8 protein-coding genes and 1 pseudogene are annotated in these 13,673 nt (G+C 37.2%); 6 read left to right on the forward strand and 3 right to left on the reverse strand.

Features of this window, described 5'->3' with window-relative positions; genetic code table 11:
- Positions 1–211: 211 nt before the first annotated feature.
- The 4 genes from purL to ACFINI_RS03295 all read left to right on the forward strand — a co-directional run bounded on the left by purL (position 212) and on the right by ACFINI_RS03295 (position 4,473).
- Complete coding sequence (purL, locus tag ACFINI_RS03280) at positions 212–2,422, forward strand: phosphoribosylformylglycinamidine synthase subunit PurL (RefSeq protein ID WP_375645765.1); 2,211 nt, start codon at positions 212–214, stop codon at positions 2,420–2,422.
- A gap of 58 nt (positions 2,423–2,480) precedes the next feature.
- Positions 2,481–2,714 carry a BolA/IbaG family iron-sulfur metabolism protein gene (locus ACFINI_RS03285; RefSeq protein ID WP_375611543.1) on the forward strand — a complete coding sequence of 78 codons (234 nt, stop codon included), beginning with the start codon at positions 2,481–2,483 and terminating at the stop codon, positions 2,712–2,714.
- 98 nt (positions 2,715–2,812) lie between these two features.
- Positions 2,813–3,145, forward strand: a complete 333-nt coding sequence (grxD, locus tag ACFINI_RS03290) for a Grx4 family monothiol glutaredoxin (RefSeq protein ID WP_375621320.1) — start codon at positions 2,813–2,815, stop codon at positions 3,143–3,145.
- A 71-nt stretch (positions 3,146–3,216) separates the two neighbouring features.
- Entirely contained in the window at positions 3,217–4,473 is a 1,257-nt protein-coding gene (locus tag ACFINI_RS03295) for a multidrug effflux MFS transporter (protein WP_375611542.1), read from the forward strand.
- A 467-nt stretch (positions 4,474–4,940) separates the two neighbouring features.
- Here the strand turns inward: ACFINI_RS03295 and parC are convergent, their stop codons facing one another.
- A complete protein-coding gene (parC, locus tag ACFINI_RS03300) occupies positions 4,941–7,190 on the reverse strand; it encodes a DNA topoisomerase IV subunit A (RefSeq protein ID WP_375645769.1) in 2,250 nt (749 codons plus the stop codon).
- A 777-nt stretch (positions 7,191–7,967) separates the two neighbouring features.
- On the reverse strand, positions 7,968–9,761 hold the full coding sequence (gene aspS, locus ACFINI_RS03305; RefSeq protein ID WP_375645774.1) for an aspartate--tRNA ligase: 1,794 nt from the start codon (positions 9,759–9,761) through the stop codon (positions 7,968–7,970).
- A 132-nt stretch (positions 9,762–9,893) separates the two neighbouring features.
- On the opposite strand from aspS, the gene rnd reads away from it, so the two are divergent.
- Together rnd and ACFINI_RS03315 are read left to right on the forward strand one after the other, a co-directional pair.
- Entirely contained in the window at positions 9,894–11,048 is a 1,155-nt protein-coding gene (gene rnd, locus ACFINI_RS03310) for a ribonuclease D (protein WP_375611539.1), read from the forward strand.
- Between the two features lie 643 nt (positions 11,049–11,691).
- Positions 11,692–11,877: pseudogene (locus ACFINI_RS03315) on the forward strand (helix-turn-helix transcriptional regulator).
- Positions 11,878–12,150: 273 nt separating this feature from the next.
- Here the strand turns inward: ACFINI_RS03315 and ppx are convergent.
- Complete coding sequence (ppx, locus tag ACFINI_RS03320) at positions 12,151–13,668, reverse strand: exopolyphosphatase (protein WP_375611538.1); 1,518 nt, start codon at positions 13,666–13,668, stop codon at positions 12,151–12,153.
- Positions 13,669–13,673: the final 5 nt, after the last annotated feature.

A 13,673-nucleotide genomic window follows, 5' to 3' on the forward strand; every position in this document is an offset into this window, starting at 1 on the left:
TCTTCACAAACAACAATGGATATTATTTTCTAAACACATAATTATTTAAGACCATTTTTAGTCTTAAATCCCACCAAACAAACGGACAAAATCTTCAGCTTACTGTCTATAAATATTTTTATTATTAAACAACATGATTGTTTATAATATAAGCTGCTAGGTTAAAAAAATAAAAATACTAAATTTCGATTAATTTGACGGATAAATACTCATGAAGCCTTGCAATAACATCACTATTACATCAGAACTCATTGCACAACACGGGCTAAAAGAAGATGAATATCAACGTATCCTAACGTTAATTGGTAGAGAACCAACATTTACTGAACTAGGAATTTTTTCTGCGATGTGGAACGAACATTGTTCCTATAAATCATCTAAAAAATGGCTAAAAACTCTTCCGACAGAAGGAAAATGTGTCATCCAAGGACCTGGTGAAAATGCTGGTGTTGTCGATATTGGCGAAGGACAATGTGTTGTTTTCAAAATGGAAAGCCATAACCACCCTTCTTATATTGAACCTTATCAAGGTGCAGCGACAGGTGTTGGTGGTATTTTACGTGATGTCTTTACAATGGGAGCCCGTCCTGTTGCTGCTATGAATGCATTGCGATTTGGTGCTCCTGATCACCCACGAACACGCCATCTTGTTTCTGGTGTTGTTTCTGGAATAGGTGGTTACAGCAATTCTTTTGGTGTTCCAACGGTTGGTGGAGAAGTAAATTTTGATGAGCGTTATAATGGCAATATCCTTGTTAACGCTTTTGTCGCCGGTATTGCAAAGACAGACGCCCTTTTTTATTCTAAAGCACAAGGTATTGGACTCCCTGTTGTTTATCTGGGTGCAAAAACAGGACGTGATGGTGTCGGTGGAGCAACAATGGCTTCTGCTGAATTTGATTCTTCAATCAGTGAAAAACGTCCAACCGTTCAAGTCGGTGATCCTTTTACAGAAAAATGTCTCCTTGAAGCATGTTTAGAGCTCATGGAACTTGGAGCCGTGGTTGCTATTCAAGATATGGGGGCAGCAGGACTCACCTCTTCTGCCGTTGAAATGGGAGCAAAAGGAAATCTGGGGATACAGCTTAATCTTGATACAGTTCCTGTTCGAGAAGAAAACATGACAGCCTATGAAATGATGCTTTCTGAAAGTCAAGAGCGTATGCTCATGGTCCTTAAACCAGAACTAGAAAAGCAAGCAGAAGCAATTTTTCATAAGTGGGGACTACATTTTTCTATCATTGGAAAAACAACCGATGATTTACGTTTTCGTGTATTTCATCAAGGGGAAGAAGTTATCAATCTTCCCATCAAAGAGCTTGGTGATGAAGCGCCTGTTTATGATCGTCCTTGGAGTGAGCCGGCAAAAAAAACACCCTTGAAAGCAGAAGACGTCAAAAAAGTTGAAAATCTTGGTGATGCGCTTCTCAGCTTATTGAATTCTGCTGATCAAAGTTCTCGGCGATGGGTTTATGAACAATATGATACCCTTATCCAAGGAAATAGCCTTGTTTGTCCAGGAGGTGATGCAGGCGTTATCCGTGTAGAAAACAACAGCAAACGTGCTCTTGCTTTTTCTTCTGATGTAACACCTCGCTATTGTGAAGCAGACCCTTATGAAGGGGGGAAACAAGCTGTCGCAGAATGCTGGCGAAACATTAGTACGACAGGTGCAACACCACTGGCTGCTACAGATAATCTCAATTTTGGTAACCCTGAAAAACCTGAAATTATGGGACAGCTGGTTTTTGCTATTAAAGGTATAGGAGAAGCTTGTAGAATCCTTGATTTTCCTATCGTTTCAGGCAATGTTTCTCTTTACAACGAAACAAATGGGGAAGCCATTCTTCCAACCCCCACAATTGCTGGTGTAGGCCTTCTTAATGATTGGTCTAAAATGGTAACAATAAGTGGTATGCAAAATGGAGATATTCTTGTTTTAGTAGGAAATTGCGGCTCCCATTTAGGACAATCAATCTATGCACGTAACATTTTAAATATTGATGCAGGCGCCCCCCCACCTGTAGATTTACAACTTGAAAAAAAGCATGGTCAATTTGTTCGAGATGTCATACATCGTGGTTTTATTCACGCCGCCCATGACCTTTCTGACGGAGGATTAGCGATAGCACTTGCTGAAATGGTGATTAAAGCAGGTAAAGGAATCAAAGTAAAATTAAGCAATAAATCACTCCATCATGCAGAACTTTTTGGAGAAGACCAAGGACGTTATCTTTTAGCCGTCAAACCTCACTCTCTTAATAGTCTTAAAGAGCTCGCACAAATCAATACAGTTTCTTTAACAAAGCTAGGTCAAGTTGCAGGTGATGCACTTGATATAGATGGAATACTAAAACTTTCTATAGACAAACTCACAAAAGCCTATGAAAACTGGTTTCCACAATTTATGGGTGAAGAGTAAAAATTGTTTTTTCTCTTAAACAGCCTTTATAAAAAATGAACAACATAGGAGAATAATGATGGCAATGAGTGCCCATGCAATTGAAACGCTTATTCGTGAAGGCATTCCTGATGCTACAGTAAGAATTCGTGATCTTGCTGGAGATGGGGAACATTATGCTGCAGAAGTTATTTCTGAAAGTTTTCGTGGTAAAACCCGTGTTCAACAACATAAAATGGTCTATGATGCCCTTAAAGGCAATATGGGAAATGACCTTCACGCCTTAATGTTGCAAACAAATGTCCCAAAATAATCTAAAATTTCTTCTTGCATTCACACATTTAATACGATTAAAAGCAGTATGAGTATAAATTACACACTGATAAAAATCTGAAATATCGAGGGATAAAAATGACCACTGTTCATGATTTTATTGACAACGAAATTAAAACAAACGACGTCATTTTATTCATGAAAGGAACACCTGACGCTCCGCAATGCGGGTTTTCGGGACAAGTTGTTCAAATTCTTGATTATTTAGGATTGAATTATAAAGGGATTAATATCTTAACTTCTAACGAATTGCGTCAAGGGATTAAAGATTACTCAAATTGGCCAACAATTCCACAGCTTTATATCAAAGGTGAATTTATCGGAGGCTGTGATATTGTTAAAGAGATGTTTCAAAACAATGAGTTACAGGAACTTTTGAAAGAAAAAAATATTTCATGTAATCAATCATAGGTATCTTTCATTTTATTCAGACTCTTAAAAAGAGCTGTTTTCAGACGAAATTTTTATTTCAAGGATGCCATATGTCATATTCAGTCGATGAACAAACGCATAGAGATGCGATTAGAAACAAAATTGGCTATAAAGAATTTGTTATTCTTATTGCTTCGCTCATGGCTATTAACGCTATAGCTGTTGATATTATGCTGCCAGCTATGCCCGATATTTTAGACGGCTTAAATGTTCTCAATGAAAATGATCAACATTATATCATTTCGAGTTATCTTATTAGCTATGGTATTGCTCAAATATTTTTCGGTCCAATAAGCGATAGGTATGGACGACGTAAACTTATTCTTCTCGGGCTCGCTTTTTATTCATTTACGGCGATTGGCTGTGCCTTTGTAACTGATTTTTCTCTCTTACTTATTTTACGTATCTTGCAAGGTATTGGAGGGGCTGCTATGCGAGTTCTTACAGTTTCCGTCGTACGTGATCTTTACAGTGGTCGAAAAATGGCAGAAGTTATGTCTATTGTTATGATGGTTTTTCTTGTTGCACCAATGGTTGGTCCCGCAACAGGACAGATCATTTTACTTCTTGGACATTGGCAATATATTTTTATTTTCATGGCAATGATTGGTTTAGGACTGATGATTTGGATTCAACTACGCTTGCCTGAAACTCTTTATGCGCAACGCTCTCTTTCCTTTTCTTCAGTTAAACACAACTTATGGATTGTAATAACCAATCGCACAACACTTTGCTATACACTTGCAACTTCCATTATTTTAGGCTGTATCTTTACCGCCGTTAATACATCACAACAAACATATGAAGGGATCTATAATCTAGGACTTTGGTTCCCTATTGCTTTTGCAGTTGGTGCTGCATTTCAAGCTCTATCATCATTCTTTAACTCTCAACTCGTTGGACGCCTTGGAATGCGGCGTATTGCTCATACTATGCTTTTGCTCTTTTGTGCCACTTCATGCATTTGGTTTATTGGGTCCATCTTAGCAGGTGGTGTTATCCCTTTTCCTTTTTATATGACGTTATATTGTATATTAATGTTTACCTGCGGTGGTATTATGGCCAATTTCAATACACTCGCTCTTGAACCTGTAGGAGAAATAGCTGGAACAGCTTCTTCTGTATCCGGCTTTCTTCAAACATCTATCGGTGCAGGACTTAGCTTTTTTATTGCCCAACAATTCGATGAAACAACCATCCCAAACTCAGCAGGATTTTTCTTTCTGAGTCTCACTGCCATACTTCTCGTCTTATGGGCTGAACGTGGTCATCTTTTTAGGCAATATCATAGTAATCCTAACGAATAAATATTATTACGAAAGATTAATAACATCTCTCTTGAACAATAAGAAAATAAACCTATCAGACAAAATAAAACATCTCCAAATAGAACACTCTTGTGTTAAACATTCACATTGTTTGTTTAAAGGTACAGCTCTCGAAATATCAAATCATTTCACGACAGCACCCATAAATGGTATAATGTAAAAAAACAAACATACCTATTGTTGCAACAACTCTTGTCTGTGAAACGGTTTATTAAAAAATATTTTGATTCTTTTCTTCAATAGTTTTTATGAAGACGGGCTGGTCTCTCATCTCATGACAGGCAAACAAACAGTTTTGATTGGTTTAACCTAAACAAGATCGAAATAAGAGAAAAACTTACGCTTTAGGTCTTTCGTTCAATATAAAAAATAATAAATTATCTTTATAAATTAATATCTTACACAATCATAAAACCATAGGGAACTTTCCCATTTATAAAATACATTTAATTGATAAATTTTCCTGATTTTGGAAATCCTCTTGGAACCAAACGCCCGACGCCCGCACGCATTCCCATCCATTCAATGAGATCATCAGCTTGACGGTTAAAGATTCGTTCAGCTGTATCTTGCCAACTTAAGCCTTCTGATAAATTAAAAGTCTTGGCATCAACAACACCACCTTCTTTATAACGCTGTAAACGAACACCTTTACCGCGATTCATTTCTGGTATTTGTTCAATAGAAAAAATAAGCATTTTACGGTTTTCACCGACTACAGCAACATGATCACCATTTACCGGAACACAAAGCTTTACCTTATCAGGAGCTTTCACATTCATCACTTGCTTTCCTTTTCGTGTATTGGCGATCACTTCTGCAGAAGAAACAATAAAACCATTACCGTGAGATGAAACCAAGAGCAATTTTTCCTCGGCGTGATGCACAAACGCTGTGAGAACATCGTGCTCATCATCCATATCAACTAAGAGACGAATAGGTTCACCATGTCCCCGCCCTCCAGGTAAATTATTTGCACCAATAGCAAAAAACTTCCCCCCCGTACTGATCAGCACAATCTTGTCGGTCGTAAATGCTGGAAAGGCTAACTTTAAACTGTCTCCTTCTTTAAAAGAAAGTGCTTTATAATCGTTCAAGTGTCCCTTCAAAGCACGCATCCACCCCTTTTCAGAAATAACAATAGTAATCGGTTCTTTTTCGATCATTGCTTGTTGAATATCATCAAGATCATGTCTTGGTGCCTCTTCAAACGTCGTACGTCTTTTCCCCAAGAGTGTTTCAGGACCAAAAGTGTTTCGAACTTTTTTGATTTCTTCTGAAATTATTTTCCACTGTTTTATAGGAGAAGCTAATAAATTCTGTAGTTTTTCTTTTTCAACTTTCAAACTTTCAAATTCTTTACGAATTTCAAATTCCTCAAGTTTACGCAAAGAACGCAAGCGCATATTAAGAATAGCTTCAGCTTGATTTTCTGTTAATTCAAACCGATTAATCAGCTTCTTTTTCGGTTCATCCTCTTCACGAATAATCTGAATGACCTCATCGAGATTTAAATAGGCAATAAGATATCCATGAAGAATTTCCAATCGGCTATCAATTTGATCAAGCCGATAATAAGAGCGACGAATAAGCACTTCTTGACGATGTTCAAGCCATTGCTGCAAACTTTCTCGCAAAGAAAGAACATTGGGTATTTTTCCCAAAGACAAAACATTCAGATTAAGGGGAAATCTTACTTCAAAGTCAGTCAATTTAAAAAGAGACTCCATAAGGAGCTCCGGATCAACCGACCGATTTTTAGGAACAAGCACGATTCTGATATCTTCTGCTGATTCATCTTGAATATCCTCAAGCATTGGCAACCGACGTGCAAGCAACAATTCCGCAGTTTTTTCAATAAGGCGTGACTTTTGAACTTGGTAGGGAATTTCAGTTACAACGATCACGTAAGAACCACGGCTACCAGGTTCCTGATGCCAACGTGAACGCAAGCGAAAGAATCCACGCCCAACACGATAGGATTCCTCAATACTTTTTTTAGGTTCAACTAAAATTCCCCCCGTCGGAAAATCAGGACCAAGAACGAATTGATTTAATTCCTCATCATTTACATCGGGATGCGCAATCAAATGGAGCGCTGCATCACAAAGCTCAGCAACATTATGGGGTGGAATAGATGTTGCCATACCAACAGCAATACCAGAAGAACCATTTGCTAAAAGATTAGGGAAAGCTCCTGGTAAAACAACCGGCTCTTCATCTTCCTCATTATAGGTTAAACGAAAATCAATAGCATTCTCATTAATTCCTTCAAGTAACAATGCAGCCACTTCAGTCATACGTGCTTCCGTATAACGCATGGCAGCAGCATTATCACCATCAATATTACCAAAATTGCCTTGCCCATCAACCAACGGATAACGAACAGCAAAACTTTGAGCCAAGCGCACCAAGGCATCATAAATAGACGCATCCCCATGAGGATGAAATTTTCCCATGACATCACCAACAATCCGCGCACATTTCGCATAAGACTGTCCAGGATTTAGTTTGAGAAGACGCATCGCATGAACAATCCGCCGGTGGACCGGCTTCAATCCATCACGTACATCAGGCAATGCACGGTGTGTAATCGTAGAAAGTGCATAAGCCAAATAACGTTCCTGTAAAGCAGAACGTAATTCTATTGGTTCAATATGTTCTTTATCAAAAGGTAAATTCATTTTATCAGACATAGATTAAAACAACAATTCCCACAATAATAAGAAATTATTTTATAGGATTTATTTAATGAAATCTTCTATGAGTCGACTTTTTTATTAAAAGTCAATTACATAAAAACAAACGCTGCAATTAGAACATGAACAGAAAATTATATCAATTTGAAAAATTTATACATGTCCTTCCCCCCTTGTCCTAAGTAATTTATTGAAAGCTTTGTCAAATTCGACGATAATTTAACTGCCCACAAAGAGTTATTTCATCTTTTTCTGAAATGACAAAAGCACCTTTCAAACATCATCTTTTATTATAAAGATAAATTGTATAACAACCCCATTCAGTTTTTCTACGAAAAACCAAAAAAATGTTCAAAGCTTATGAAATTTAAACTTTTCAGAGTAAGTCCATAGAATGGAAAACCACATTATTCTCATAAAAACGAAGAGACACAATTCTCTGCTACAACGTTGTAAAAACTTCAATAAAAAATAAATAATATATTGACACATAAAGATAATTCATTTTTTTCAACTAAAATGAGGCTCCCGAATATTATAGAATTCTTTCATTTCTAATTTATTCATGATCAAGCAATTGTAATTATTTCCTCACCTATCACAAGGGGAAAAGCCACTATAGAAACAAGGAATAAAAATGCCTCGTAAAGAATCAACACAATAGCGTTTTGCCTATCTAAATTTCACAAACAGTACACGCACACATCGTTGACTCTTGAAAGGCATCAAAACTTCACTCTACGTAGAAAAGATGAAAACAATCCATTATCAACTTTATGAGCTATTTTTGTGAGTAGGAGCCATACGGATTCCTAAATCACGTAATTGTGTAGGAGAAACATCAGACGGAGCGCTCATTAAAAGATCAAGCGCCTGTTGGTTCATAGGGAATAAAGCAACTTCACGCAAATTTTTAACACCTTGCAACAGCATAATAATGCGGTCAATTCCTGCAGCCATACCACCATGTGGTGGAGCCCCATAATGGAATGCACGATAAAGACCACCGAAACGATCTTTCACAACTTCCTTAGAAAGTCCTACAAGTTCAAAAACTTTAAGCATCATTTCTGGTAAATGATTACGAATTCCACCTGATGCAATTTCATAACCATTGCAAACAAGATCATATTGAAAAGCTTTAATAGTAAGAGGATCTTGACAGGCAAGGGCATTTTCTCCCCCTTGAGGCATAGAAAAAGGATTATGTCCAAAATCAATCTTTTTTTCATCTTCATTCCATTCAAAAAATGGAAAATCAACAATCCACGCCAAAGAGAAACTATCTCTATCGAGAAGATCTAATTCTTCCCCTACCCTTATGCGTGCTGCTCCGGCAAAAGATGAAAACTTTTTTGGATCGCCAGCTACAAAAAAACAGGCATCTCCACTTTCAAGCCCAAGCTGTATACGGATTGCTTCAGTCCTCTGTTCACCAATATTTTTGGCGATAGGCCCTGCTCCTTCAAATTTTCCTTCTTCTTCACGCCAGAAAATATAGCCGAGCCCTGGTTGCCCCTCGCCTTGTGCCCATACATTCATACGATCACAAAAAGCACGACTTCCACCCGTTTTAGCTGGAATAGCCCACACTTGTGCATTCTCATCATTCGCTAAAATTTGAGCAAAGACTTTGAAACCAGAATTATAAAAATGCTGAGAAACATCTTCCATAATGATCGGATTACGCAGATCAGGCTTATCAGAACCATATTTTCGCATTGCTTCATCATAAGAAATGCGAGGAAAGCTTTGTGTCACAGTCTTTCCATCTGCAAATTCTTCAAAAATAGAACGCATAATAGGTTCCATAGTTGCTAAAACATCTTCTTGCTCAACAAAACTCATTTCAACATCTAATTGATAAAATTCACCAGGAAGACGGTCGGCCCTTGGATCTTCATCTCTAAAACATGGAGCAATCTGAAAATAACGATCAAAACCTGACATCATCAACAACTGTTTATATTGCTGTGGCGCTTGCGGTAACGCATAAAATTTTCCCTGATGAACACGACTTGGAACCAAAAAATCACGTGCGCCTTCCGGCGATGAAGCTGTCAAAAGTGGCGTCGTAAATTCCGTAAAACCATTATTTTGCATAGCTCGTCTCATAGCCGCAATAATTTCAGTCCGACGCATGATATTTTTGTGCATAGTCTCCCGACGCAAATCAAGAAAACGATATTTTAATCGAATATCTTCTGGATAATCAGGCTCACCAAAAACCGGTAAAGGAAGCTCATCAGATTTTGAAAGAATTTCTACCTCTTGTGCAAAAATTTCAATCTCACCTGTTGGAAGCGTTGCATTAATAACCTCATCAGAACGAGCACATACCTCCCCATCCACACGAATAACCCATTCAGAACGCACTTTTTCAATAACTTTAAAAGCTGGTGAAGCAGGGTCAGCAACAATTTGTGTGATTCCAAAATGATCACGTAAATCCACAAAAAGAATCCCTCCATGATCACGAACACGATGAACCCACCCCGAAAGACGAACTTGTGTTCCTACATCACATCTACGGAGAGCCGCACAATGATGACTGCGATAACGATGCATGTTTTTTGCCTTTGATTATAATATTCACATGCGCTACAAACGCTTTTTAATAACCATTTGTCAAGATATGAGAATAAAAACTCAAAAATAAAGTCAACAAAGGACAAATTTAATTTATCGAATTATAATAAAATGATGAATCTTATTACACAAACAACAGATCTTGAAATTGCACTTAACGCTCTACGTACCTCTGATTTTGTAACAGTCGATACTGAGTTTATCCGCGAAACAACTTTTTGGCCTCAACTGTGTTTAATACAGCTCGCCTCACCAGATGTTACAGTTTTGATTGATCCCATAGCACCAGATATTGATTTACAACCATTTTTTGACCTTATGGTCGATAAAAAAGTTGTAAAAGTTTTTCATGCTGCGCGCCAAGATATTGAAACAATTTATCACCTTGGAGGTGTTATTCCTTCCCCTCTCTTTGATACGCAAATAGCAGGATCCATTTGTGGATTTGGTGATTCTATCTCCTATGATCAAATTGTACAACGCTGTACAGGGCATCATCTTGATAAATCCTCCCGCTTTACAGACTGGAGTTACCGCCCTTTGTCTGAAAAACAACTGCTCTATGCACTTTCCGATGTAACTTACTTAAGAGATGTTTACTTGTTATTGAAAAAAAGGTTAGAGAAAAATCAACGAGCTCACTGGATGGATGATGAAATAACAATCCTTTTAAATCCTAAAACCTATGATATGCCAGAAGATGAAGCATGGAAAAAAGTGAAAGGAAAAATTAAAAAGCCACGTGAACTTGCTGTATTACAAAAGATAGCAGCTTGGCGGGAACGTGAAGCACGAAAATACAATATGCCACGTCGTCATATCATAAAAGATGAATGTCTTATAGAAATAGCAACCCAACAACCAAAAGATGAATCTGCATTAAAACGGTTGCGCAGTCTTAATAAGAACTGGGATAAACTCTCAATTGCTCAATCATTAATCAAAGCTGTCCACGAAGGATTAGAGGTGGATCTTTCTACTTTACCCCCCATTCCTAAACATAATCCACTCAATGATACGACAGCCGCTGTTATCGATCTGCTCAAAGTGTTATTAAAAATTGTTGCAAATGAAAACAGCATTGCCCCTAAAATTATTGCAACATCTAATGATTTAGAAAAAATTGCCAATGGAGGAATAAAGAAAAATATTCCCGCTATGAATGGCTGGCGCTATGAAATATTTGGTAAAAAAGCCGAACAACTGCTAAAGGGCCAGATAGGGTTTTACTTTAACGATGGAAAAATAAGCACAAAACAGCTTTAATTTACATTTTCATTTTGAAAAATCCATTACGCTACTCATTATCTACATCAATTGGTATGCCCTATAGGCCAACGCAAACAGGATAAATAAAGCCTACTTCTGACAAAGTTAAAAAATTAAATAGTAAACTCTTATTAAAATGATAGCTAAATCTTTATCAGGTCAATTAAATAGAAATCCCATTAAAAATAATCTAAAAAAACAGACAGTTCCTTATTTAAAAGTTTTGAAAAAAAAAGTTCTGATAATAAAAGCGCATTCATTACAAAAATAGCAGCCTAGAAATAGGAACAAACAAAGATATAATGCCTCACGTCACCATATCGTATTAAAAACTACCAAGATTGCAATCTAACAATCAAAAACGAGCCAGCATAACAACTAAAATACCTAACAAAAGCAATATATTGATTTCTAACGATAATCTAGCGTTATTTATATTGAATTAGACCTCCGAATATCGTAAGATTCTCTCATTCCATCTCAATAAGACTCATAAAGTTTCACATAAGAAATTATATGATAAAGCGCTGTTTTTTATAAATTAAACACCTTTCAAAGGATTCGAAAATCATGGTTAATAAATAGTTGTGATTTATTTCTATTTTTTATAGTGAAAGGATTTTATAATGACTGAAATGATATTCTTTTGACAGACCGTGAAAGTGCAAAACTGTTTCATATGAGTATTTCAACATTCCAGCGTCATGTAACCAATGGATCTCTCCCAAAATCTTTAAAACTTGTTTTTTATCGCGTTGGTTACAATCGTAATCTTATCAAGATAATCGAGCAAGCTAAACAGAAACGTTATAACGACGCAGCATAAAAAGAAAACCTTTTCACGTAAAAATGGACAAAACTTTTCATTTTCACATGAAGCTTATGAAGTGAAAAATCCATCCTGTGATGCAAGTAACAGAATAAAAAATTATGTTTTCTTTTATGAATGCTCAGGCATTACAAATGCTTTGCGTGGTGTCTAGCATGGGCGTTATGGAATAAGTCCTATTGTCCAGCTCATGATGATAGGCTACCTAGTTTATCCCTCGTCAATGGCCCTATTATTAAGACATAAAACACGAATAAATTAGGAAAAAAATCAAAAAATTTCAAAAGCGAGAGGTTGTTTTATTATTTTTGATAACTTCTGTAATCGTCCAAGAGGACGTTCTCCTAATAACCCAGCGTAATTCTTTGGGATCTGCAGGATAATATGATCTGCTTTTTTATGCCACAATAAATGAGGTAAAATTCCTGCAACAGAAGCACTAAAAAGATGAGCAATACGCATAGTTTCGCCAAGAATACGTGCTTTTTCAATTATATTTTGAGTTGCTAATTGAAAAATGGGAAGAGATTCTTTATCAACCAATAAACTCGTATTGCGAAAAAAAACAGCAAGTGCCGCATAAAGGCGCCCTTCATGAGAAATTCCTGGATAAGATCCTAAAGCTATTTGATTTGCTGCTTCATTGCCTCGATAATCTGGATGTATACGCCAACCAATATCCGCAAGAAGACAAGCGGCTTGACGATAACGGCATTCATTTTCGGTTTCTGAAATTCCAAAAACTTCAAAAGCATTCGTCGTAAAATCAATGAGTTCTTCTGCTTGTTTTGGTGAACGTGCCCGTAAAATAGCCATTTCTGTGCATGCTGCAATGAGAGGATCTGAAAGCCGAATCGCCTGCGGCAAACGTGAATAAAGAAAACCTTCACGAACGCCAGCACCAGAAAAGATTATCTTTTCAAACTCCATACACTGAATGAGTTCAATAAGAACTATTGCCCCATAAGATAAAAGTTTTCGACGATTCTGAGAAACCGCTGCAATCCCTCTCATATTATCAATATTGCCACGTGCTACAAGACGTAAAAAGTTCTCCATTTCAACGGCATCAACTTCATAGCCATGCATAACAGGGAGCCGATAGTGTTTCATTGCCATATGGAGTTTTGCCAAATTACGCCATGTCCCCCCTACTGCATAAAAATAACGTGCTATACCTTTACGAGCACGAACAACAGACGATTTATAAAATTGCTCATGTACAATTTTTGTAGCTACAGCACTATCATTATTTGACATATACTGTAGCCTTAAACCACCCAATGGGAGCGTTATCCCTTCACCAACATCAGAATGATCAATATCAATCAGCTCAAGACTTCCACCACCAAGATCCCCAGAAATACCTTTTGGTTGATAAAAAGTAGACACAACTCCATATGCTGAATACATAGCTTCTTCACTTCCTGAAAGAAGATATATTTTATTTTGCAAAATATCTTCAGCATGCTGAATAAATGCTACGCCATTCTGTGCATCTCGTGCTGCTGCTGTTGCTAAAGTATAGACCTCATCTGCCCCAATCTGTCGACAAAGCGTACGAAACCGTTTCAGTGTTTGCAACGCCATTTTCATCGATTTTTCTTCTAAAAATCCTGTTTTCGCCACACCATGACCGAGACCACAAAGAATCTTTTCATTAAATAAAACTGTTGGTGATCGAACAAGCCCCTCATAAATAACCAACCGAACAGAATTTGAGCCAATGTCAATAACAGCAACAGGCTTACGCCCTTTTAACCGACCTTGAGCATCTCTATATGTCATTGGAT

Source organism: Bartonella sp. AA56HLJMS (genome assembly GCF_042197145.1).
Lineage (GTDB): Bacteria > Pseudomonadota > Alphaproteobacteria > Rhizobiales > Rhizobiaceae > Bartonella.